The sequence below is a fragment of the Rossellomorea sp. H136 genome, from assembly GCF_056838065.1.
Window position 1 is genome coordinate 2,709,884 of sequence record NZ_CM166371.1, and the last position, 23,414, is coordinate 2,733,297.

Annotated in this window: 26 protein-coding genes and 1 other RNA gene; 9 read left to right on the forward strand and 18 right to left on the reverse strand. The window is 39.1% G+C overall.

All coding sequences use genetic code 11. The annotated features are described in order from the left end of the window. Window positions 1–28: 28 nt before the first annotated feature. Window positions 29–310 (reverse strand): DUF6509 family protein, encoded by a 282-nt coding sequence (locus ACYH0O_RS13660; protein WP_482629154.1) that lies wholly within the window; start codon window positions 308–310, stop codon window positions 29–31. A gap of 173 nt (window positions 311–483) precedes the next feature. Between ACYH0O_RS13660 and ACYH0O_RS13665 the strand changes: the two genes are divergently transcribed. Further along, window positions 484–792: a hypothetical protein gene (locus tag ACYH0O_RS13665; protein WP_482629155.1), complete on the forward strand. Its 309-nt coding sequence runs from the start codon at window positions 484–486 to the stop codon at window positions 790–792. A 249-nt stretch (window positions 793–1,041) separates the two neighbouring features. On the opposite strand, the gene ACYH0O_RS13670 is transcribed toward ACYH0O_RS13665, so the two are convergent. From ACYH0O_RS13670 to speD, 7 genes are all read right to left on the reverse strand, one after another. Next, window positions 1,042–2,201 (reverse strand): IS3 family transposase gene (locus ACYH0O_RS13670; RefSeq protein WP_482629156.1). Its coding sequence is split into 2 segments (ribosomal slippage): window positions 1,042–1,922 and window positions 1,922–2,201, totalling 1,161 coding nucleotides; the frame shifts between segments, so codons are not numbered across the junction. A gap of 103 nt (window positions 2,202–2,304) precedes the next feature. Beyond that, a complete protein-coding gene (locus tag ACYH0O_RS13675) occupies window positions 2,305–2,883 on the reverse strand; it encodes a branched-chain amino acid aminotransferase (RefSeq protein WP_482629157.1) in 579 nt (192 codons plus the stop codon). 43 nt (window positions 2,884–2,926) lie between these two features. Next, window positions 2,927–3,679 (reverse strand): exodeoxyribonuclease III, encoded by a 753-nt coding sequence (locus ACYH0O_RS13680; protein WP_482629158.1) that lies wholly within the window; start codon window positions 3,677–3,679, stop codon window positions 2,927–2,929. 175 nt (window positions 3,680–3,854) lie between these two features. Beyond that, the gene (locus ACYH0O_RS13685) at window positions 3,855–5,234 is read right to left on the reverse strand and encodes a DEAD/DEAH box helicase (protein ID WP_482629159.1); all 1,380 of its coding nucleotides are present in this window, start codon (window positions 5,232–5,234) and stop codon (window positions 3,855–3,857) included. Window positions 5,235–5,433: 199 nt separating this feature from the next. Next, window positions 5,434–6,528, reverse strand: coding sequence for a PRK06851 family protein (locus ACYH0O_RS13690; RefSeq protein WP_482629160.1), 1,095 nt, complete (start codon window positions 6,526–6,528; stop codon window positions 5,434–5,436). A gap of 137 nt (window positions 6,529–6,665) precedes the next feature. Beyond that, window positions 6,666–7,466 carry a TIGR00266 family protein gene (locus tag ACYH0O_RS13695; RefSeq protein WP_426892113.1) on the reverse strand — a complete coding sequence of 267 codons (801 nt, stop codon included), beginning with the start codon at window positions 7,464–7,466 and terminating at the stop codon, window positions 6,666–6,668. A gap of 151 nt (window positions 7,467–7,617) precedes the next feature. Then, window positions 7,618–8,430 (reverse strand): adenosylmethionine decarboxylase, encoded by an 813-nt coding sequence (gene speD / locus ACYH0O_RS13700; RefSeq protein WP_149156022.1) that lies wholly within the window; start codon window positions 8,428–8,430, stop codon window positions 7,618–7,620. 193 nt (window positions 8,431–8,623) lie between these two features. On the opposite strand from speD, the gene ACYH0O_RS13705 reads away from it, so the two are divergent. After that, the gene (locus ACYH0O_RS13705) at window positions 8,624–9,754 is read left to right on the forward strand and encodes a CAP domain-containing protein (RefSeq protein ID WP_482629161.1); all 1,131 of its coding nucleotides are present in this window, start codon (window positions 8,624–8,626) and stop codon (window positions 9,752–9,754) included. A gap of 74 nt (window positions 9,755–9,828) precedes the next feature. Here the strand turns inward: ACYH0O_RS13705 and ACYH0O_RS13710 are convergent, their stop codons facing one another. The 4 genes from ACYH0O_RS13710 to ACYH0O_RS13725 form a co-directional block, all read right to left on the reverse strand. Beyond that, window positions 9,829–10,548, reverse strand: coding sequence for a DsbA family oxidoreductase (locus ACYH0O_RS13710; RefSeq protein WP_482629162.1), 720 nt, complete (start codon window positions 10,546–10,548; stop codon window positions 9,829–9,831). Window positions 10,549–10,630: 82 nt separating this feature from the next. Beyond that, window positions 10,631–13,213, reverse strand: coding sequence for a DEAD/DEAH box helicase (locus tag ACYH0O_RS13715; RefSeq protein WP_482629163.1), 2,583 nt, complete (start codon window positions 13,211–13,213; stop codon window positions 10,631–10,633). A gap of 178 nt (window positions 13,214–13,391) precedes the next feature. Continuing rightward, window positions 13,392–13,838 (reverse strand): SRPBCC family protein, encoded by a 447-nt coding sequence (locus ACYH0O_RS13720; RefSeq protein ID WP_482629164.1) that lies wholly within the window; start codon window positions 13,836–13,838, stop codon window positions 13,392–13,394. Window positions 13,839–13,949: 111 nt separating this feature from the next. After that, on the reverse strand, window positions 13,950–14,738 hold the full coding sequence (locus tag ACYH0O_RS13725; protein WP_482629165.1) for an HAD family hydrolase: 789 nt from the start codon (window positions 14,736–14,738) through the stop codon (window positions 13,950–13,952). A 158-nt stretch (window positions 14,739–14,896) separates the two neighbouring features. Here ACYH0O_RS13725 and ACYH0O_RS13730 point away from each other — a divergent pair, with 158 nt between their 5' ends. Then, window positions 14,897–15,193 carry a DUF948 domain-containing protein gene (locus tag ACYH0O_RS13730; RefSeq protein ID WP_149156028.1) on the forward strand — a complete coding sequence of 99 codons (297 nt, stop codon included), beginning with the start codon at window positions 14,897–14,899 and terminating at the stop codon, window positions 15,191–15,193. A gap of 143 nt (window positions 15,194–15,336) precedes the next feature. Next, entirely contained in the window at window positions 15,337–15,987 is a 651-nt protein-coding gene (locus ACYH0O_RS13735) for an MtnX-like HAD-IB family phosphatase (protein WP_482629166.1), read from the forward strand. Between the two features lie 220 nt (window positions 15,988–16,207). Here ACYH0O_RS13735 and ssrS read toward each other — a convergent pair. Together ssrS and ACYH0O_RS13745 are read right to left on the reverse strand one after the other, a co-directional pair. Then, window positions 16,208–16,396: non-coding RNA, 6S RNA (gene ssrS, locus ACYH0O_RS13740), on the reverse strand. A gap of 105 nt (window positions 16,397–16,501) precedes the next feature. Then, window positions 16,502–16,939, reverse strand: a complete 438-nt coding sequence (locus ACYH0O_RS13745; protein ID WP_044336908.1) for a peptidylprolyl isomerase — start codon at window positions 16,937–16,939, stop codon at window positions 16,502–16,504. Window positions 16,940–17,183: 244 nt separating this feature from the next. Between ACYH0O_RS13745 and ACYH0O_RS13750 the strand changes: the two genes are divergently transcribed. After that, window positions 17,184–17,477 (forward strand): phage holin family protein, encoded by a 294-nt coding sequence (locus ACYH0O_RS13750; RefSeq protein ID WP_149156030.1) that lies wholly within the window; start codon window positions 17,184–17,186, stop codon window positions 17,475–17,477. A 72-nt stretch (window positions 17,478–17,549) separates the two neighbouring features. On the opposite strand, the gene ACYH0O_RS13755 is transcribed toward ACYH0O_RS13750, so the two are convergent. Together ACYH0O_RS13755 and ACYH0O_RS13760 are read right to left on the reverse strand one after the other, a co-directional pair. Then, a complete protein-coding gene (locus tag ACYH0O_RS13755; RefSeq protein WP_149156031.1) occupies window positions 17,550–18,071 on the reverse strand; it encodes a type 1 glutamine amidotransferase domain-containing protein in 522 nt (173 codons plus the stop codon). A gap of 69 nt (window positions 18,072–18,140) precedes the next feature. After that, window positions 18,141–18,281 carry a hypothetical protein gene (locus tag ACYH0O_RS13760; protein ID WP_482629167.1) on the reverse strand — a complete coding sequence of 47 codons (141 nt, stop codon included), beginning with the start codon at window positions 18,279–18,281 and terminating at the stop codon, window positions 18,141–18,143. A gap of 182 nt (window positions 18,282–18,463) precedes the next feature. Between ACYH0O_RS13760 and ACYH0O_RS13765 the strand changes: the two genes are divergently transcribed. After that, window positions 18,464–19,060 (forward strand): peroxiredoxin, encoded by a 597-nt coding sequence (locus tag ACYH0O_RS13765; protein ID WP_482632571.1) that lies wholly within the window; start codon window positions 18,464–18,466, stop codon window positions 19,058–19,060. Between the two features lie 40 nt (window positions 19,061–19,100). On the opposite strand, the gene ACYH0O_RS13770 is transcribed toward ACYH0O_RS13765, so the two are convergent. Then, a complete protein-coding gene (locus tag ACYH0O_RS13770) occupies window positions 19,101–19,982 on the reverse strand; it encodes an NAD(P)-dependent oxidoreductase (RefSeq protein ID WP_482629168.1) in 882 nt (293 codons plus the stop codon). Window positions 19,983–20,151: 169 nt separating this feature from the next. Here ACYH0O_RS13770 and ACYH0O_RS13775 point away from each other — a divergent pair, with 169 nt between their 5' ends. Beyond that, on the forward strand, window positions 20,152–20,412 hold the full coding sequence (locus ACYH0O_RS13775) for a hypothetical protein (RefSeq protein WP_482629169.1): 261 nt from the start codon (window positions 20,152–20,154) through the stop codon (window positions 20,410–20,412). A gap of 237 nt (window positions 20,413–20,649) precedes the next feature. Here the strand turns inward: ACYH0O_RS13775 and ACYH0O_RS13780 are convergent, their stop codons facing one another. Beyond that, entirely contained in the window at window positions 20,650–21,051 is a 402-nt protein-coding gene (locus ACYH0O_RS13780; protein WP_482629170.1) for a hypothetical protein, read from the reverse strand. Window positions 21,052–21,290: 239 nt separating this feature from the next. Here ACYH0O_RS13780 and ACYH0O_RS13785 point away from each other — a divergent pair, with 239 nt between their 5' ends. Together ACYH0O_RS13785 and ACYH0O_RS13790 are read left to right on the forward strand one after the other, a co-directional pair. Continuing rightward, window positions 21,291–21,977: a response regulator transcription factor gene (locus ACYH0O_RS13785; protein ID WP_188048503.1), complete on the forward strand. Its 687-nt coding sequence runs from the start codon at window positions 21,291–21,293 to the stop codon at window positions 21,975–21,977. Next, window positions 21,974–23,383 carry a sensor histidine kinase gene (locus ACYH0O_RS13790; RefSeq protein WP_482629171.1) on the forward strand — a complete coding sequence of 470 codons (1,410 nt, stop codon included), beginning with the start codon at window positions 21,974–21,976 and terminating at the stop codon, window positions 23,381–23,383. The genes ACYH0O_RS13785 and ACYH0O_RS13790 overlap by 4 nt, the downstream gene beginning before the upstream one ends. The last annotated feature ends 31 nt before the right edge of the window (window positions 23,384–23,414 follow it).

Consider the following 23,414-nt stretch of genomic DNA (forward strand, 5'->3'; position numbering starts at 1 on the left):
TCGAAAGTAAAGGGCGCACGTCTCACTCTTATCTGATATTTTCCTCGCAATAAGAAAGAAGGAGACTTTCTTCATCTTCTTCTAATTCAAAATCAAGATACATCTCAGTATTTCTTTCTATAATGGTCGACTGTACGATCCTGGAACCGTTCTCGTCTCGAACAAAAATGACCTTTATGTAAATACCCTGAACTCTATAAAGCTCATCATCCTCGGGTACTTCAATATCAAGAATAACTTCATATCGATCTCCATTTAGTATACCGGTAGGATCTTTCAGTTCCTCTGCACTATGACTGGTAATGTTCATTTATCTAACTTCCTTTCAAAGTGAAACAAGTTTCTTTCATCATCCTATTATACACCTAAACCGGTGGATATTAAAAACGTATTCCTCAAAACAGCCTAATAAGTAAATGAATGGGCTTGCTCCCCAAACTTCGTTATAATAGAAGTAGATACGAAGCTTAAGGAGAGAATGCAATGAATTCTAAAGAGATGCAAGAAAAAATCATTGAAAATTATCAAAAGGACGAGCACATGATGATTCTTGTGTTTGCGCAGTGGTGTGTGAATCATGACCTTGACCCTGCTGTCCTTTATCAGAAAGCTTACCCCCATCAAGGGGAAAATCCCGCATTATTGCATGGAATTGACTTAACGGTCCCTAAAGAAGAGTCTGAAGAAATTCCCGACACGACTTTACTGGGTGTCCTCTCCCTATTCGGTAATGATGACCTGGCCCATGTCGTAACAGAAGAAATCAACAAGCGCCCTGGTAATAAGGGATAATAGTAAGAGGGAATGAGCTATGCAGGGTAAATATATTTATATTTTACTGACAGACACGGGAACTTTGTTCACCAAATCCATCAAGAAATATATAAAGGCACCTTACAACCATGCCTCAATCTCCTTTGACCAAGACTTAAACGAACTATACAGTTTTAATTAACTAAGAACCAATCAAACGAAAAAGAGCAAAAAAATCCCCCTCGATCATGATGGAGTGACACAGTCAAATAAGACTAAATAAAACACCTAAGCTGCCATGACTCTAAATTCTACCGGAGTCTGGCAGTTTAATTTTGTAAAAGGACGACAATAATTATAATAATACATGTACGATTCTATTTTCTTTCGTACTGTATGGTTGGTTAGTTTCCCTCGATCCAGAGGGCTGAATTCTTCTGACTTTAAAGAGGAGTGGAAGGATTCGATGACGGCATTATCAAAGCAGTTTCCTCGTCGGGACATGCTTGTGATAATGCCTCTTTTTTTTGCGTCTTCCTGAAAATCATACGATGTATATTGAGACCCTTGATCACTGTGAAGGATGCATCCAGATACATCACGACCTTCACACGCTCTCTTTAACGTATCTAGCACTAGAGCTTTATCTTGTTTATCACTAATGGTGTAAGCAAGAATTTCGTTATTATACAAGTCCATAATCGTTGATAAATATAACATTTTCTCACCATAAGGAAGATAGGTAATATCTGTAACCCATTTTTCACTTGGCTTAGATGCATGGAATTCTCTGTTTAAGTAATTCGGCACCACGATTTTACTTTCCCCAGCTATATAGTTTTGTCTTTTCCGTTTAACACGGCACTGAATATTAAATTTCTGCATAATTCGTTGTACAGTGTTCCGATTGACTTTGAGTTTGTGCTCTTTACGCAAGAGATCACGAACCATCCGGTGCCCGATGCGAAATTTCAAATCCCCGCAAATATCAATGATTTTCTTCTCTAATTCTGATGGGCCCCATGACTTTCCCCGCCAACGATAATAAGTAGCCTTTGCCACTCCAAAGCATTCACAAAGGGCAATAACGGTATATTTATGTTTAAACATCTCTACGGTCTGTACGAATACTTCTGGGACCACTTCCTTTCGATTTCCCTGTACTTTCCCAACAATTCCTCACGCATTTCATAATAAGCAACTTTCTTTCGTAACTGGGCTAGTTCACTTTCATCATTAGGACCTTTCCCATAAGAATATTGTTTACCAAGAGGTTGAGCAAAACGATGGGCCTCACCATTCTTGAACCATTTCACCCAGGTCTTAATCTGAGATCGATTCTTAATCCCGAACATCTCCATTAACTCTTGATTTGAATGTTTACCTTCTAATTTTAAACGGACAACTTCTTTCTTAACTTCTTCTGGATAGGACATTTTATTACCCATAGAAAAAACACCTCCAAATGTAAATGAATTATTTACTACTTGAAGGTGTTTTATTCAGTCTCATATTATTAGGTCTCTCTATGAATACGAGGGGAATTTTTCTTTAAGCCTCATCCACCGTTTGAAGAAGATGAAAAAGGAAATCGTATATGAGCTCGTAGGAAGCAAGCATCGTCAGTCCTTCATGAAAATCAGGGTGATCGTTTAAAGTAATGTTTAAATCCCATAATCCATCCTCACCATTAAACAATAAGTCATAAGATGATTCGTCTTTAAGGGTATTTTTCAAGTAATGCTCTATTTGACTGCGGTATTTTTTTTGAAGCTTCAACCCAAGCATCGCATCATACGTTCCAAACACGTCATCGACTTCAATTGAAACAGCCTCCACACCGATCACATTAAACCATTTCAATTCCAGGAAGACGAACTCGTTTTTATGTTTTTGTAAGTAAGTGATCGGCTGATTGAGGAATATGAATGATTCTTGAGCGATTAGTTCTTCCGTTTCTTTCTCGCAACGTTCGATATAAGCTTCTTCAAATCGTGAATCTGATTCACGTGTCACTATCTTGTCAGCATCCAGTAATCCATGCTTGACTGCATATTCTTTTTCCTGTGGAAATAAAACAACGCTACCACTCGATTCTTCGATATACTTCAGAAATCTCTTTCTTAACATCCTTTACCCTCCGCAAATGTAATTACTCTACTTCTTTTATGCACTACTCTAACTCTAAGTATACAGGACAGTGATCACTTCCGAGTATTTCAGAGTGGATCTCTGCAGCCTTTACAGCAGATGTTAAACGCTTTGACAAAATAAAGTAGTCAATTCTCCACCCAATATTCCGTTCACGGACATTACTCATATAGGACCACCAACTAAAGGCATCATCCTTTGTTGGATGGATGTATCGAAAGCTATCGATAAACCCTTCCTGCAGAAGCATGGTCATTTTCCCGCGCTCTTCATCTGTAAAGCCTGAATTCCCTCGATTTGATTTATCATTTTTCAAATCTATTTCGGTATGTGCTACATTCAGGTCCCCACATAGAACAACAGATTTATGTTGATCCAAATCAAGAAGATACTCCCTTAATGTATCCTCCCACTCCAGACGTTCACCAATTCTCGACAGATCCCTTTTGGAATTAGGGGTATATACATTCACCAAATAAAAAGAATCAAACTCACATGTAATGATCCTTCCCTCTGGCTCTATAAGGTCATCATTGAAACCATATGAGACAGACAGTGGCTTCTTTTTAGTGAAAACGGACGTTCCTGAATATCCCTTTCGCATCGCATAGTTCCAATATTGATGGTATCCCTCTAACTCTAATGAGATTTGCCCTTCTTGAAGCTTTGTTTCTTGAAGGCAAAAAATATCTGCGTCCATATGTTGAAAATAATCTAAAAATCCTTTTTTCACACACGCTCTAATTCCATTTACATTCCATGATACTAATTTCATATTAATCTATTTAACTCCTTTACTCATAGCAATACCCCTTATTATCCTACCATAAAACCATCCAAAGACATTCATTATACTGATATAACGCATTAGAACTTGCGATATTATTCTGATATAACTTTAATTCTCCCTCGAAATTATGGCACAATAAAAACCATGCTTGTGCATGGTTTTATCGTTTATTTTTTTGATTATAAGATTTAGAAGAAGATTTCTTTCCTGTTTTTCTCCCTGTAAAGTCCGGCTTCTTTTCTGTTGCTGTCCGCTCCGAATGTTTTGATGATTTTTGTTTTAGAGAGTTAGAGGACTTTCTGCTCGTCAATTGTTTATCTTTGACCTCGTCCTTTGTCCTTGTCAGGGATTCCCGATCTTTGCTATTCCTCTTCCCTTGTCTTTTAACTCCCTTTTTCTTAGAGGTTGTTTTGGATTTTAAAGAAATGGTATTCCCTAGGTTCTGCTTTTGAATACGACTATTCAGCTCTGTTTCAATTCCGTCCAGTAGGCTTCTTTCTTCAGAAGAATAAAGGGTATAAGCTAAACCTGTTTCACCTGCTCTCCCGGTTCTTCCAATACGGTGAATGTAGGTTTCGGCATTTTCAGGCATGTCATAATTAAATACGTGAGTGACTCCCTCAATATCCAATCCCCTGGAAGCCACATCAGTTGCAACCAGCATTGGTACGTCGCCCGTTCTAAATTGCTCCATTACCATTTCACGCTTCTCTTGTGGGATATCCCCATGAAGTTCAGCCACTTTGAATCCTTTTGATTTCAGGACTTGATATAATTTCGCGACCCGTCGTTTCGTTCTGCAAAAGACGATGGATTTACTTGGTTGAAATGCCTCTATTAATTGAATGACTGTGTCTTGCTTGGCCCGATCCACTGTATAAATGGCAAATTGATTAATAGAAGTGGATTTTTCAACTTCCGCCACCTCGATAAATTGAGGAGATTTCATATATTTGCGACCCATTTTTTTGATTTCAGCAGGTATCGTCGCAGAAAATAACATCGTTTGACGATGAGTTGGCGTTTTCCTTAAAATTTCTTCTACTTTATTTAGAAAACCTATTTGCAGAAGTTGATCTGCTTCGTCAATAACCAAAAACATAAGATGAGATAAATCGAGAGTCCCACTTTTCAGATGATCCAAAAGCCGACCTGGAGTTCCAACCACAATATTTACATTCTGTTCCAGTTCCTTGATCTCCTCCTCATGACTTTTACCACCATATACAGAGAGAACGCTAAACCCTTTGTTTTTCGTTGTGAGCTTTCTTATTTCACTTGTTACCTGAATAGCCAGCTCACGTGTCGGGGTAATAATCATACTCTGAATATGATGAGTGGCAGATTTACTTTTCTCCAGTATGGGTAAAACGTAAGCAAAGGTTTTGCCAGTCCCGGTTTGAGCCTTAGCCATGACATCTTTTCCCTCTAAAAGGGTCGGTATCACATTTTCTTGTATGAGTGTCGGTTTACTTATTCCATTAGTAGATAAGGTTTTCTGAAGACTTTTTGATAGTCCCAGTGATTCAAACGAGTTCAATAATTATTCCTACTTTCTTAATACGAGATTTGACTTGTCTATTAATAGTGAAGGTTTCGTGATGAAAAAGCAAGAACAAAAAGGATCCCGAATTAGAATCCTTCATGTTGATCGTGTTTTAACCTACACGGTTATTTTGCCAACCAAATAAAAACGCGATCACCTAATGATCATCGCGTTCCGGTGTCCACTCACTATACTACTTCTTTATAATCTCATATATGTCCTGAAAGATTTCTTCTCTAATCGTATTCACCTTTGAAAAGTCCATGGCTCTTATATAGATGGATTCAAGTTGTTCACGAAGGCATTTAGCTTCTTTAAGATATGAGATTGCTTCTTTCATTTTATCCTTATAGGCTTTTGTGGTTTGTTCTATATCGGCAGCATATTTTTCATCTGTCCCTGGAGTAATGCATCTTTCATACATATCGATGATTTCATCAGATTCCAGGTCTGGGAAATATTCATGTGGTGCAGTACTATCGAAAATAGCGATTCCTTTTTCTCTAATGATCAACATATCAAGACTATCGGGGTCAAATCCACAATGATATACCTCTACATCATAGCCTATTTCTTCTCCAGCAGAAGCAATTTTCTTTAACATGGTAGACTTACCAGACCCTGCCCGCCCTTTGATAAAGTAGCGCTTATCGACATCCTCTGTTAAATTCTGAATGTAGTCAACAGCACCATCAGGAGTCGCGGCACCTAAGAACCGATGTTTGACGGTAGAGGATTTAGATAGGCTCTCTTCTTCAAAGAAGAGTGAAATTAACTCATTTGTTAATTCATTCGCTTTTGTGAAGTTCATGTTGGAAATGTATATTTCTTCAATGTCGTCATGAGCACTCAGGGATGCAGCAAAGGTATCGTAAGCTTTCTGAAAGAGTGAGGCAATTTTATCATTTAAGACAAGGATTTCTTCTTTGTGCGGCAATAGCTTCTTTGAGTCCCATGCCACTCCTAAATTCACATATTCTTCAATAACGCCGGGTACTTTCGGTTCTATAATATGAGGAGCCGTCCCATCCACAATTCCGACCCCAAATTCAGGGAGGAGAACACCATCGATTGAGTGATTATCGGAAGCGCAATGTAAATATTCAACTTCTAACCCTATATCCTCAAATCGTCCTCCAACCGACTTCATCAATGATGATTTACCTGTTCCGGGACCACCCTTCAGGATATAAACCCGCTCTAATCCATCTAACACCGAATCATATAGACTGTAGAAACCTTTAGCTGTATTCCCCCCAGCATAATAATGACGAACCTTTCCAGTCATGAAATCACCCTTTCACATCATTTACTTAAACATATGATGCAGGATCTAAATAGGTGAATACCCAACTATAGAGGAAACGGCTTGAACACAAAAAGCACTTCCACGAATGGAAATGCATTTTAATGTATAGCCGTGATTCAATCGTCTCCGTTTAGAAAATCACCGATTCCACCAAGTAAACTTCCCTCACCAGTCGAACGACCTCCACCCTGAGGAGCACTTGCATAAATTCTTTCAGCTAAACGACTGAATGGAAGTGACTGAATCCAGACGGTTCCAGGTCCACGGACCGTGGCAAAAAACAATCCTTCTCCACCAAGGAAGGCAGATTTGATTTTCCCTACATACTCGATATTGTAGTCCACATCTTTCGTCATGGCCACTAAGCAACCCGTATCTACCCGTAACATTTCGCCAGGTTGAAGTTCTTTTCTATAAATCGTCCCTCCTGCATGAAGAAAGGCTAACCCGTCGCCCTCAAGCTTCTGCATAATGAATCCTTCACCTCCGAAGAAGCCTGTTCCTAATTTCTTTTGAAAATCGATCCCTACCGAAACTCCCTTTGCTGCACATAAAAAGGCATCTTTTTGACAAACAACTTTCCCGCCTAATTCACTTAGATCAACCGGGATGATTTTTCCTGGATAAGGAGCAGCGAATGATACATGCTTTTTACCCATCCCCTCATTGGTGAATACGGTCATGAACAAGCTTTCACCCGTTAATACACGCTTTCCTGCACCAACAAGCTTTCCTAAAAACCCCCCGGTCCCACTACCCTTGGAACCATCTCCAAAGATCGTTTCCATCTCTATACCGTCTTCCATCATCATCATTCCACCAGCTTCGGCTACGGCACTTTCTCCTGGATCCAATTCTATTTCAACAAACTGCATATCATCCCCATGCAATTTATACTCAATTTCATGTGAATTCATTCATTATTCCTCCTTTTAAATTCAAGCATAATTACCTATTCTCCAAGACAGGTACATTTCCCTTCTCTCGTTGATTTTTCACAATAATGAGATTTCAAGCAAAAAACACCACGGTACGAATCAATTCGTACATGGTGTCTTTCCCTCATGATTACGGTTTAGATATGTTCTTACCGTAGAAGATTTCATCCATTTCCATTTTCACTTTATCTGTAATTTCATCCATTTCACTTTCATCCAGTTTCTCTTTTGTATAGCCGAACAAGTAGTTATTTAAATCAAATTCTTTCAACTTACATTTTGTATGAAAGATATTCTGAGGATATACATTTACATCAATCATGTCATATTCATCTTTGATTTCCTCTGGTATGTAATTCTGAATCGAATTAATATCATGATCGATAAATAATTTTCGTCCGTTGATATCACGTGTAAATCCTCTCACCCGATAATCCATCGTCATGATGTCTGTGTCAAATGAGTGAATAAGATAATTCAACGCTTTAAGTGGAGAAATCTCTCCGCAAGTAGAGACATCAATATCTGCCCGGAAAGTAGAAATCCCTTCGTGAGGATGATACTCAGGATACGTATGAACCGTAATATGGCTCTTATCAAGGTGCATCGTAACTGTGGATGGTAACGGTCCGGGTGATTCATCAAAATGTTCCGTAGGTACTTCAACTATCGGTCCTTCAGAAACCAGGATTGTCACACTCGCACCCTGTGGGACATAATCCTGCTTAGAAACGTTCAAGACGTGTGCGCCAATAATATCCGATACATGTGTCAGAATCTTTGTTAACCGATCAGCGTTGTATTGTTCATCGATATATTCAATATACGCTTCACGCTCTTCACGGGTCTTGGTATAGCAAATATCGTACATATTAAAACTTAATGACTTCGTTAAGTTATTAAATTCATGTAGTTGAATTCGTTCTTCATGAGATAGTTTCATTGAGAATTTCCCCTTATATGTAAGTTTGTCGTGCCTGCCTATGCTTTTATCTTACCCAGAGCCCACCATACTAAAACAAGTTCTTTTGATTGAAGATGGTTGAGAATGGGTACTAAACATAGTGAATAAGCATTTCCCTTTTTACTTATTTATTAATTTGGATACAATGGAAGATAGAATGGAGTGTTAGCAATTGAGACGATTGTTTTTTCTTATTATGATAGTTGCTTTTGCCTATATATCAAAACCCGCATGGGAAGACAAAGTGGAAGCAACAAAATTCGATACTGTGCTCACAAAAATTGAAGAAATAAAGAACAGTCCTAAAGTGAAAGACACTTTCGATCAACTATACACCGAAGTAAATCTTCTGCTCATAAAATTGGACGAGTCATTTAGAGATCTCGAAAATCCCTCTGATACGAAGGAAGAGAACAATGTAGAAAAACCTGCTTTAACAGTACCAAGTGATCAAACGTTCTCTATCTATAATATAGAAATGGGAAATTCAAAAGAGAACCTTGAACAGGAGCTAGGAGAAGCAAAAAGGCAATCCACTAATGAATACGGAGTTTCCTGGTATGCATATCACGAAAACTACCGTAATTTCTTAATGGTTTCTTATGATGAAAATAAACAGGTTAATGGTCTTTACACCAATCAAGACCTCCTTTCCTCCACATCGGATATTGAAATGGGGGTATCCAAAGAGGTGGTTCAGAATGAACTCGGTGAACCACTCTCAAATATCCGAAAAGGATTGACTCTATATCAGCTCCAAAATAATGGAGAACAGGAAGTCTATCAAGTGGATGGAAACTACGTAACTGTGTTCTATGACAAGCATGAAAATGACACCGTTACGGCCATACAAATAATCGATGAAAGCCTGGAAGCAAATAAGAAGAATTTCTATTCAGAAGCGAGTTCCGAGTTGAAAGAAGGATTTGAATTCCAGCTTTTTGACCTCACAAATGCTACACGTGTGGAAAAAGGATTAAATGCTCTCTCCTGGGACGATCAAGTCAGGGACACTGCAAGAAAACATAGTCTGGACATGGCGGAACAGAACTATTTCAGTCATACCAATCTAGAAGGCGAATCCCCATTCGACCGCATGGAAGAAGATCAGGTAGCCTTTCGTACCGCAGGAGAAAACTTAGCCTATGGACAATTAAGTTCCATCTTCGCCCATGAGGGACTGATGAACTCGAAAGGACACAGGGAAAACATCCTTCAACCTCATTATGAACATTTAGGTGTCGGAGTCGCATTCAACGAAAAAGCACAGCCTTATTTCACAGAGAACTTCTTCAGTAATTAACACAAAAATTTATAGCCACTAAAAAAAGCAAGTGATGATCTCTCACTTGCTTTTTTGCTGTGCTTTTATAGTGGTTATGATTTAGATGGAGGAACATCGCATCCATTTTCGTCACAAGTCTTTCCATCGGTTCCCAGTGGCTGAAGCGAAGCCGGTTGATTCTCCTCTTCCCATACTTTCTGGATGGAGCTTAAAACTACGTCACTTGGCTGTGCACCTGAAATAGCGTATTTACGGTTGATCACAAAGAATGGGACGCCTTGTACACCAATTTGTCTTGCTTCTTCCTCATCGGCACGGACTTCCCGAGTAAATTCTTGACCTTCTAATACAGCTTGGGATTCTTCTGCATCCAATCCGGCTTGTTCCGCTAATCCTACCAGTGTTTCCTTGTCACCGATATGCTTTGAAAGAGTAAAGTGAGCTTGTAACAGCAATTCAGTAAGCTCTGTTTCCTTTCCTTTCGTTTTCGCATATTTTGTCAGGCGGTGTGCATCGAAGGTATTCGTCGGAATACTTGAATCAAAGCGGAAGTCCAGACCAACCGTTGCAGCTTGTTTCGTCATGCTGTCTGTCATGTTTTTTGCTTGTTCAAGAGAAGTTCCATACTTTTTCGAAAGAATTTCCTGAATGCTCATGTCTGTATCCACAGGTGCATCGGGATCTAACTCAAAGCTCTTGAAAGCAACCTCAACCTGATCTCTTTCAGGGAATTGTTGGAGAGCTTCCTCTAAATGACGTTTCCCTATATAACAAAATGGACATACATAATCTGACCAAATTTCAATTTTCATACTTAACACCTCTATTTACATTTTCAATTCGTATCTGATCGTACCATAAATTGCATGTTTCCTCTTTTAAATTGCTCACGGCTTACGAATATGGAGGCTTTCTTCTCGTTCTTCTTTTCACTCTGGCTGAATGACATCTATCACAAATTGGAAACCCGAAGTTTGGAGGCAATTTCTTTCCGCATTGCTTACACGACTGACTCATACTGGGGACCTCTGTCCTAAGACTTTCGTGTACTCCATCAGCGATTTCACTTCTAACCCGCTCCCAGTAATACGCCTCTGTTTGTCTTCCCAATCGATATAAGAATAAGAGATGCAGGCCGACAGCCTTGTAGGATACCTCTTTTTGTTCCAGGTTTTTGTTATTTATAGGTGGTTCGGGTAACTCTTCTCCGTGTACAATGGCGTACATGCACTCTAGCCATTGCTCGGTTAACTGAGCTTCTTTTTTCGAAAAAGGAAGATGTAAAAATCCGTACAGGTCATTTAACGTAAGCTTCGCCTCTATATCGGTTCCACGAATTAGTTCATATAACTCCCTTTCTTCAAAAAGGGTTGCTTTTTCAGTACCATAAGGACTTTTGAATTTCTCCCAAAAGTAGAAAAATGTATCAAGGTCATGGTAATAGCGTTGAAAACGTTCAAACACACCGCTTGTCGGTGCGATGGCAAAGGTTTCGAGAGATCGATCGGGCTGATCTAACAGAAGTTTCATTACTTTAATATCCTTTGTAAAAACTACTTTCCCTTCATTGTACAGTCCTTTTCTGCCAGCACGACCGGCAATCTGCTTTACTTCCTGTGATGTCAGCCTTCTCCTTCTCGTTCCGTCAAATTTATCGGTTTCCAGGAATACGATCCTTCGTATCGGTAAATTCAAGCCCATTCCGATTGCATCGGTTGCCACAATCATATTTGACTTTCCTTTAATGAATTGCATCATTTGTTTCTTTCTTGTTTCAGGAGGCATACTGCCGTAAATCATGCTGACCTTATGTCCATTATTTTGCAACCTTGATGCTGTATCCAATACTTTTTTACGGGAAAAGCAAACGAGTGCATCTCCTTTTTTGGCATGCCGCAATTGGAATTCTTTCGATTCGACTTGCAAAGGAATTTCCCTTTTGTAATCATGGACTTCAATGTTCCCTTCACCCACTAATTCCATTAGCAGGTCCCGGACATTTTCACTTCCGATGATATGTACCTCATTTGCCCTTGCTTTTGTAATCGCACGGTACCAGGAAAAACCTCTATCTTGATCGGCCAGCATCTGAGCCTCATCAATTACAATCACTTCATATTCGTCCTTTTCACGGAACATCTCTACCGTAGATGACACGTGCTTTGCTAAAGGGATTTCTTTTTCCTCTTCTCCTGTTTTCAGATTACAAGGTACTCCATCTCCGTTTAATGTATCAAATACCTCCAGGGCGAGGAGACGGAGTGGAGCTAAATACATACCGCTTTTCGCTTCTTTCATCCGGCTTATGGCATGATGGGTTTTCCCAGTATTCGTTTCACCGATATGGAGGATATACTTGATATCCCCCCGGAATGAAGGACTATACTCCCTTCCAAAAATATCTTCCATCATTCGCTGTTCTTCTTCCTGCTTCCTTTTCACCTCTGCTAACTCAGCAGCCTTTCTCTTCTCCCGTTTATGTTTATCACTTTCATAAATGAAAAGGTGAATATTCTCATCAAAAGGAACTTCTACAAGCTGATATAAGTCCTCAACATACTCCTCTTGAATCAAAGTGAAAAAGGTCGACTTCAACGTAAGGAGAAAATGGTGACTAAGCCTGCTCAAACGTTCTTCTGATAAAGGCTGACTGAATACATCATTGTAATCCGACAATAATTCTTCAGGCACATGACTCATGAGTGAGCGGTATACAATTTGCTCTGAATAATAAAAGACGAATCGCTCATACGGATAGAAATAGGTTTCGTATTCCCATACGTGTCCATCCCAGTTTTCACTCTTCTTGTGAATGGAGCCTGTAAATTCCTTAAGGAAATCAGATACCGTTGTAAAAGAATCACTAGTGAAGTTTCCTTCCTCTTCCAGTCTCTCTTCCAGCATATATGGTTCAGTATGGCGATATTTTGTTTTCGATTCCAGATCTTGTACAAATTTTTTAGCGAATAAATAGCGTAACTCCACATACCAATACAGTTCAAACTCATCCATTTGCTTGTTTATGAAAGAGAGGATATCTTTTTGAATATCCTTTTGAAGGGCTGCTTGCTTTTTTTCTTCGTGTTTTTTTATATAGTTTTCTCTAACCTGTTGATGGCGCTCCTTCCAATCGTTTGCTGAAGGTGGATGTTCCATTAACCAGTTTAGAATATGAAATGGCTGAAAATCTCTTATCTCATTGCGAAATAACTTGTTAATCAGTTTCTTATCTGTCCCTTCGATATCATAACCTTTTTTCCTTAAGAAGGCTTTTTTATGGCTTCGAAGAACATCATTGGTTACCTTGTTAAGCCAGATATTCGTCCAGATATTGTGAAAGAAAGCACTTCTTTCTGTAACATAATCCTGAATTGAAGGACAATTTTCCTGTTTCTCTAAGTAAAGTGTGATATCATCTTCTATTTTTCGTTTTGTTTCCTCTATGGCTTCTTCACGAAGTGTTTGAAGGTTTTGCATGGTAAGACCCCTTTATATGTTTTACGCGTTATCCCTATATGTACTTTATAGTGTATGTATTTCTTCTTTATCTAACAAATCTCTTGCTTACAAATAGTTCATTATAGCATACAAGCTGCGCCTAAATGATGATAAATTAAACCAAACCACGCAAGCCCCATAGTTCAGGGCATGCATGTCATTGTTTGCCTCTCTCAACCGCTTGCCCAACCGCTTCAGTTAGTTCCTTGGTGAGCTCGTGCACCATTTTATCAAATGTAGATTCAAGGATTTTAGCCAGTGAACTTGTGGATTCAATCGCTAGACACCCGGTCATAGCTGTGATGGAAGAGTTTACTTCATTAGCCTTAAAAAAACCTTCACCTGTAAACTTTTGATTGATCCCCCTTAATATGAACTTAACTTCGGATGGTTCATTCCATTCTATAACCAGTACCTTCACATGCACCTTTTTGCTCATCACTCCAAAATGCAGGGTGAATTTCCAAGTCGATTGAACGTCAGAAATAATGGTATGCTCTTTGTATCCAGGTACAAGAGGAGCCCAGGCATTCATATCACGAATGAATTCCCATACACGTGAGCGTGATGCATGAACGTTAACATGATGAATTCCTATTCCCATGAAAGTACCCCTTTCCTTATTAAATGAGAGGTCCGTGAATAGTATGTAGGGTAAGAGGCTATTATGACTGGTGGGAGTGATCAAAAAAAAGAAGCTTCACAAGGAAGCCTCCTATTTCATGTTATTTACAATCTCGAGAACTTCATGGAGCACTTTGATTTCATAATCAGGGATAATATCTTGAGGTTTTTGCTGACGGCGATTAATCCAAACCGTTTTGATACCGAGATTTGAAGCCCCGAGAATGTCTGTATTTAAATTATCTCCCACCATGATCACTTCGTCCTTTTGAAGCCTCAGCCTCTCTAATGCATGAAGGAACATCGCTGAATCTGGTTTCCCTTTACCGATATCTCCTGAAATGATAATTTCTTCAAAATATGGTACGAGTTCAGGAGTCTTTTCCAGTTTTGTATTCTGTAAATGGGGAGACCCATTCGTTAATAACAACAGTTGAAATTTATCCTTCACTTCATTTAGTACACGAAAAGTATCTTCATACACAAAAGGTCTCTCTTTTCTCTCTATGCGAAATCTTTCTGATAATTCCTCCCCAAGGTTTTCGTCATAAATGCCTAAAGACTGTAATCCTGTCGTCCAGGCCATTTTGCGGTAAGCCGGGACGATTTCTTTCATCTTATGGAAGCCTTCATCATGTTCATCAAGGAAGTCTCCCCAAAGTCCTTCAAAGGGGTTAATGCCAATATTTTGTGTAAATTCATATGTATCATAGGTTGAATACAGCTTTGTCGCAGCTTCTCTGACACTAAGCTCTAAATCTTTGGGATCCACCCCCGCTCTTGTCTGTGCATAACGGCAAGTTGCTTTAAACGCTTCTTCAATACTTTTGGAGTCCCATAATAATGTGTCATCCAAATCAAACATGATGGCTTTAATCATTTTCTTCTCTCCCTTTTTCGTTTACGTTGAACTTATATTTTAGATTACTAGCTATACGGGAATTAGTAAACCAGGAAGAGAAATAAATTTTCTTCACGTTATTTTCAACGTTTTTAGGGAATATAACTAAAAACAGCGTATATTGAGGTGATTTTTACATGTGGATTGTATATGCAAGTATTGCGTTAATTGTGGTTGCTATAGTCATGTTGGGAGCTGCGCTAATGAAAACAGTGAAGACGACTAGACCCATTATTACTGAAATGAATCAAACGGTGGCAAACATTCAAACCAGAATGGACAAAATTTCTTCTGAAGCGAACCAGCTACAAGAAACACAAGGAGAGATTCAGGGAGATATCGAATATAAAAAGACGACCATTACCAACACCGTTCAAGAAGTCAAACGTACACCAGAAGTATTGAAAGGATTTTTAACCAGCTTGAAGAAATAAAACAAGATCACCTTACTCTTTAGTGAGGTGACTTATTTATACGCAATAGAAGTTTACATAATATGATTAAAGTTTACCTCCACTTCCCACCCCGCGTTTAAACATGATACAATCGATTAAACTAGTAAAGAGGAGGAGATGGCATGAAAAAATGGGCATTTGTCTCTGACTTTGATGGTACGATCTCTAAAAAGGATTTTTATCATCTTGTACTGGAGAAATACTTTGCAGAGGGACAAGCATTATACAAACAATGGAAATCTGGAGAAATAAAAGACATCGAATTTTTACGTCAGGTTTTCACGTCCATACATCAAGAAGAAAGTCAGATCATTGAAGATATACAATCTCTGGAGATTGATGACCACGTTCCTTCCTTCATCCATAAAGTGCAGGCACAAGGAGGGGACTTCTATATATTAAGCGCAGGTACAGATTACTATATTCATCATATTCTTGGGCAGTACGGAATTAAAGGCGTTGAGGTATACTCAAATGAAGGATACTATAAAGAGAAGAATGTACATATGAATATTGATCCTGAACATCCACATCACTCCGAAAGATATGGAATCGACAAAACAAAAGTTCTTACTGATCTCAAAAAAGAATATAAAACCATTTATTTTGCAGGTGATAGTGAACCAGATAGTCACCCTGCCAAAGTGGCAGACGTTACTTTTGCCATGAAAGCTTTACAGGATATCTTGAAAGAAAATAATACTCCTCATATTAAAGTGAATGATTTCATTGACATTGAGCAACATCTAAGACGTATTGGAGTGCTGCACTAAATCTTTTTGCTTATCTTGCCTGTGCGTGATACAATAATCTTGCCTCTCCCGAACATTCGCTTGTTGCGGGACACTTAACCATGTACGGACGGGAGGGGCCTCGATATTAAAATTTTCAGACCGAATTCCTTTTGGAATTCGGTCTTTTTTATTCGCTGTTCATTTTTATAGATATGAAAAAAGCCAGCCCCCGATTGGGAACTGGCTTGAGAAACTAATGTAAGGAGCCACATTTGCCGTAATTTGATATAAGAAAGTTTTAAACCACCACTCCTCAAAGTGGGTGTTTGCAGAAGGTTTCCTGTCGTCCTCAGATCGTGGAGGCTTGACATTCCAACTTCGATGTAAAACTCCCTATTACAGTTTAAAGGTTAAAACTTCGTTATGATTACGTACAACGCAGCCTGTATTAGTATAATACATCATCATGAATAGCATTTCAACTATTGTTTTTCTTTACCATTAATAGATATTCGTTAACAAAAGAATCGGACCAAGGTCCGTCCCTCTTTCATTACGCGTCGTATACTTCCATTTTCTCCATAACGTCGCCGTTTCTCATTGATTTAGCGATGTCGATTCCAGAAGTCACTTTTCCGAATACGGTATGAACGCCGTTTAGGTGAGGCTGTGGCTCGTGAACGATGAAGAACTGACTCCCTCCAGTATCTTTACCCGCATGGGCCATGGATAATGATCCTTCTTCATGCTTATGTGGATTTCCTTCTGTTTCACATTTGATTGTGTAACCAGGGCCACCCATACCATTACCATTAGGGCATCCGCCTTGGCTTACGAAACCAGGGATGACACGGTGGAAGCTTAAACCGTTGTAGAAACCTTCGTTTGCTAATTTTTCGAAATTCGCCACTGTTCCAGGTGCTTCATTTGGAAATAGATCAAATTCGATTTTTTCACCTGTCTGAAATTGTATGTATCCTTTTTTCGCCATTATTAACAGCTCCTTTTTTATAATAGGTCAATCAATATAATATCATTGAACAATTCTAATGTCACTTTAAAGGTCCGTTTTCAATAGGAAAACAATTCATTGAACGTACCACTTCAATTATCTTTACTGTTTATGCCTGCTGTTTTCACTTTCCCCTAAATATTCGGGTACAGGTTGTCATGAAACACCATCCAGTTTGAATAAGCTTTTATAGAAGTCATATTTCTTTTAGGGAGTGAAACATATGATCGAAAATTTATTGAATGGTGTTTCAATCGATCCCCAAGTCACTGTACTCGTTCCAGTGCTATGGGTTTTAGGGTATGCATTGAAGCGGACTCCCCACATTCCGGATTGGTTGATTATCTGGATCTTGCTACTGGCAGGTGTAGCTGCCAGTGGCTGGACTTTGGGACTTGATTTCAATGGAATTGCCAATGGATTCATCGCAACGGGTGCAGCCATTACCACCCATCAATCTGTTAAACAGACTTTTTTCGCACGGGTGAATGATCGAAATAAAAGAGAAAAAAAATAGAGTCGAAAAAGGACTGGTCCACGTGAAACTAAAATCACAGTTTCTCTTGGGCCAGTCCTTTTAATTGTCCATTTATTTTGCTAACACTTGAATGAATTCTCTCATATAGTCTGGTAAATCAGGTGGTCTGCGGCTTGAAACAATATGACCATCTGTGACGACAGATTCATTTACCCAGGTTGCACCTGCATTTTCCATGTCATCTTTTATTCCTGGTGTGCTGGTGACTTTTACACCTTGAAGAATTTTGGCAGAAATCAAAACCCAACCCGCATGACAGATTTGACCAATCGGTTTCTTACTCTTGTCCATGTTTTGAACCATTGAAATCACATCTACATAGCGACGCAACTTATCAGGTGACCACCCACCCGGTACCAGGATTGCATCATAGTCATCCGGATTGATATCTTTAAAAGCGTATTCTGAAACAATCGGAACCCCGTATTTCCCGATGTATTCTTGATTTGCATTTTCGCCGACAATATGTACAATTGCTCCTTCTTCACGCAAACGTAATACAGGATACCATAGTTCAAGATCTTCAAAATCTGCACTTACTAATTGAATGACTTTTTTACCCGTTAGCTTCAACAGGACCCCTCCTCACTTATCTTCACTATCATTGTCTAAGTTATGTTTAGATATTGCAAACAATAAATCTTAATTATACGGACTATACTTCTTAACTGCTTTAATGATGGTCTTCGTTTGGAAATATGAAACGAGAAAGGCCGCTACAGTCATGATTGTACCAAACGTATAAATAAGGGTCGAAAATTGCTTAAATGTATTTTTCCTCAAGAGAATCACCTTACCTTCAATAATGTACCACACCTTGCTATTATTCCCATGTTGAAATGAAATATAAGGTGGTAAGGAACCGCCATCCAATCATATATTTTGATGAACCGACATATGTTGATAGTACTTTTTCTGAAAGGGGGGAGCCGATGAATAACCGCCACTATTCATTTAATCCTGAAATGAGAAGTGAAGATTGTTCCTTACCGTTTTGTGCCCAAACCAATGATCCAGCACCCCTCTTTGTTGCTGAGGCATATGATAACGTGCAAAAGAACATAAGCACCGTTAACTTAGAATCGTACAGGGGTAAATGGGTTATTTTGTTTTTTTATTCCAGTGATTTCACCTTTGTTTGACCAACTGAACTGGCAGCGGTCGCTGCAATTTATCCTAAATTTCAAGCATTACAAACTGAAGTTTTTGCAATAAGTACTGACAGTGTTTACTCTCACAAAGTATTCACTGAAGTATCCCCATCTGCTTCTAAAGTGCAATTTCCTTTAGTGAGTGATCGAAACCATCTAATAAGTAAATCTTATCGGGTATTAAATGAGCGTGCAGGAGCTACGTTCAGAGCTACGATTATCATCGACCCTGAAGGAATGATATCGTCAAAAGTGGTTTACCCGCCTGAAGTTGGTCGGAATACCTATGAAATATTGAGACTGCTGGAAGGTATTCAATATGGAAGAAAAACGGGCACAGGCGTTCCTGCAAATTGGCTGCCGAACCAATCAGGGATTCAGATACATCCTGACTTCATTGGAAAAATATAAAAAACGGCTCCATTGATTCTTCAATGGGCCGTTTTATATTTTAATTCTCCAACAGTTTTATAAGAGCTTGTGTGCCGCTGTTTTCTTCACCATTATGAGCCAATTCTTCATATAATGAGAGGGCTAACTCTAACCCAGGTGTTTTGATTTCCATCTCCCTGGATGATTCCAGGGCAATCTTAAGATCTTTGATAAAGTGCTTTACATAAAAGCCGGGAGCATAGTCCTCTTCAATCATTCGTGGAACCAAATTACTAAGTGACCAGCTGCCTGCCGCTCCCGAAGTGATACTCTTAAGCACATTATCTGGGTTCAAGCCTGATTTCTTCGCATAAAGAAGGGCTTCACTTACTCCCACCATGTTAGAAGCAATCGTGATTTGGTTACACATCTTCGTATGCTGACCCGCTCCTGACTTTCCTTGATACACGACATTTGAACCTAGAAGGTCTAAAAGCGGCTTTGCCGTTTCGAATGATTCCTCGTCTCCTCCTACCATGATTGAAAGCCTTGCTTCTTTGGCTCCGATATCTCCACCTGAAACGGGGGCATCCAAGGTGGAGATTCCTTTATCCTTGCCTACATCAAAGATTCTCTCTGCTAATTTTGGAGATGAAGTGGTCATATCAATGGCAAGTGAATCACTTTTTAAATGATGAAGAATTCCATTTTCACCGAGGTAAATTTCTTCTACGTCTTTAGGATATCCTACCATCGTAATGACTGCATCCGAAATTTCAGCCAGTTGCCTTGGTGTGTCTGCCCATTTTGCACCTCTATTTATAAGCTTCAATGCTTTCTCTTTCGTACGGTTGTATATGACCACCTCGTAACCGGCCTCGAGCAGATGACCAGCCATGCTTTGCCCCATTACACCTGTTCCAATAAATCCAATGACACTTTGCTTGGTAATATCCTTCATTGACTACTTCCTCCCTTGCTTTACATCTATGTATATTTTTAACTAGAACTCTATAATTGTCCACTCCTGTATCTATTTGAATCTATCTCTAATGTTTAAATTCATGTATGCCGGGAAAATAAAGAACATACTACACAAACTATATTATCCCAGAAGGAGGAAGAATAAAATGAAAGTAAATAAAACCTTACTTGTTGGTGCGACTGTTACGGCTGGTTCATTAGGATGGATCTTATCATCAAAAGAGAAGCGTAATCAGCTGCACAATGTTAAAGAAGGATTGGTAACGAAATTCAAAAAGAGAAGAAAAGAAGATCTACCTGTTGAAAAAGGCGGAAATCCAGACCCTGAAAATATTGAAGACAATTCCATGGTTAGTGAAGGAGCCATGACATCGGTTCAATATTACAATGAAAAAAAACAAGATTAATAAAGCTGAACGAGTGGGTTTAACCCCTCGTTCAGCTTTTTCAATTTAGCATTATTTTACCGAACCGCACACTGGTTTGCACCTTTTTCCATTTCCCCATTGTTCATCTTCTTCCGGATGCATTTTGCCCATGATTGTTTCACGAATTTATTCATAACACACCCCATTAGTTATTAAGTCAAGAACGATGTATCTCCATAGAATAACCGACCCTGCCCTTAGAGTCGGTTTGGTATATTATAGATAATAATAGTATCGTTTATGTGGACCCTTAAATGGGCCATTTACAATCTGTCCTCCAAGGAAGCCTAATCCAAGACCAATCAAACCTGCACCGATTGGATTAATACCATACCCGTAGCCTCCTGCCGGCCCATATGGCGGCGGACCGTAACCGGGCTGTGGAAATCCTTGTGGCGGAAATCCCTGTGGTCCCGCTGTACCATAAGGTCCTTGATTATAATAACCTGGTCCTCCACCGAATCCCCCTCCTTGAAACTGTTTACTTTCCCATGGTACATAGCCTTGATACCCGCCTGGAGGATTGCCGTCATATCCAGTCCCAAGGTTTGGAAATCCGGATCCTGAATTAAATAGGTTCATCAAATTCTTTCTGTATATGGTTCTCCTCTCATACATCTTCGTCACTCCTCTTTATTAGCCTATTAAGAAATGGGAAAAAGGGAAGGGCAAATGTCCATGGTCCGGGAAAAGTAGTTAACCATGAACGGATTTCCACTCCCGAACCCTGCTGTAATCATGCTAAGATGGGAAAAAATAATACGGTAAATGTTTCTTTCATCATAAAAATTTCACTAATTTCGTCTATAATAAAACTTATGCCATTGCATGTGTAGAATGGATAGGAGTGGTTTACGTTGAAAAAATGGAATGTCCTGATTGTGGATGATGAGCCGGAAATGAGGCAGCTGATCAAACTGTATTTAAACAGGGATCAGTATTTCTGCTTAGATGCAGAGAACGGACTCGCTGCCCTTGATCAATTGAAGAAAACGCATGTGGATATCATGGTTGTGGATATCATGATGCCGTTCATGGATGGTTATCAATTACTAAAAGAGGTTCGAGAAAATAACCAGGTGCCCTTTATCTTCCTTTCGGCAAAGGGAGATGATTTAGACAAGGTGAAAGGACTTAAGCTTGGAAGTGACGACTATATGGTTAAACCTTTTAATGCAGAAGAACTTGTTGCACGAATCGAAACGATCCTGAGAAGATCCTATGGAACTCACTCGTCCCAACATTCGATGATTGAACGATATGGACCAGTGTCATTTAATTTGGCATCAAGAACCATTTCAGTTGCTGAACTTTCACCTCGCTTAACCTTAAAAGAATATGAACTTTTCTTATTCCTTGCCCGTAATCGAGGAAGAGTGTATAAGCGAGATCAGCTTCTCGATCAAGTATGGGGAAGTGATTATGAAGGAAGCGACCGAACAGTGGATACCCATATTAAAACACTGCGGCTGAAATTGAAAAGCTATGGACATTTGATCGAAACCGTGTGGGGCCTTGGCTATAAGTTCGAGGGATCCGTTTGAAAAATACAAACCTGACTCTCAATAAAAAAGTCTCTCTTCTATTATTAAGCAGCTTATTTTTAACCATTGTCTTTTCATTTCTTTTTATTCATTTTCTCTATAAGGATTTATATATTGGGACCGTTAAGGAGTCACTGCTTTATCAAGGACAGAGGACAGCTGATCACTATCACTATGGTGACGTAAGCGGGAGTGTAAGGGATAAAATCCTTTGGTATAATGTGATCTCCCCTTACGAAGTGTCTGTTGTGGAGAAACTCGAAGACTTAACCAAAAGCTTCCCATATCGTATTGATCAAAATCCTCTCATCAGTATCGAAGACAAAAGTGAATTGGCTAAAGGAAACCCGGTAATGAAAGAAGGATATGTAGCAGAATTTAATCGGAATGTGATTGGAGCTATCTTTCCTCTTATGAACGAAGAAAGATTAATGGGGTATTTACTCATTTATATCCCCTTGGCTGAAATGACGGAAGTCTTTAGTAAAGGGATCCCTATATTGGTACTCACAGGTGTCATGTTTTATTTCGTATTGTTCTTGATCATTCAATCTTCTTTAGGAACATTATTTAAACCTGTAAGGGAAATGCAACTATTCTCAAATAAAGTGGCTAAAGGTGATTTTTCAAGCAGGCTGAATGTCACCTCGAAAGATGAAATGGCAGAGCTTGCATTGACCTTTAATAGTATGGTGGATTCTCTTCAACATCAAGAGGAACGGAAGCGTCAGTTTCTTTCGAATGTTGCCCATGAATTAAGGACTCCCCTAACCTATATTGGGGGATATGCAAAGGCATTGACTGACAAGGTACAAACGAATCCTGAAGAAATGGAAGAAAGCCTGCATCTTATTCAAAAGGAATCGATACGAATGCAAAAATTAATTACTGAGCTACTTGAATTGAACAAATTGGAGGATACTTCTTTTTCTTTGGATATTGAGCCGATTGTACTCTCTCAGTTAATAATGGATTCATTAACTCTTATACGCCCCCATGCAGAAAACAAGAAAATGGATGTCCAACATGATTTAAATGAAGAATCCATTATTAATGGGGATCCCAACCGGGTTATGCAAGTATTTTATAATATTTTTGATAATGCATTGAAATATTCTCCTGAAGAGAGTTGCATTTTCATTCAATCATACGAAGAAGATGGAATGGCTGTTGTGAAAGTTCGGGATAACGGTATTGGCATTCCTGCAGGTTCCTTATCCCGTATCGGAGAAAGGTTTTACCGCTCGGATTTGTCTAGAACAAGAAATACTGGAGGGTACGGTCTCGGTTTATCAATCGCGAAAGAAATCATGTATAAACACGATGGTTCTTTATCTGTAGATAGTGAAGAAGGCAAGGGAACAACTGTCTATCTAAGGTTTCCTTTACTTGAAATAAAAGACTGAGTCACTTGCAGACTCAGTCTTTTTGTTATTT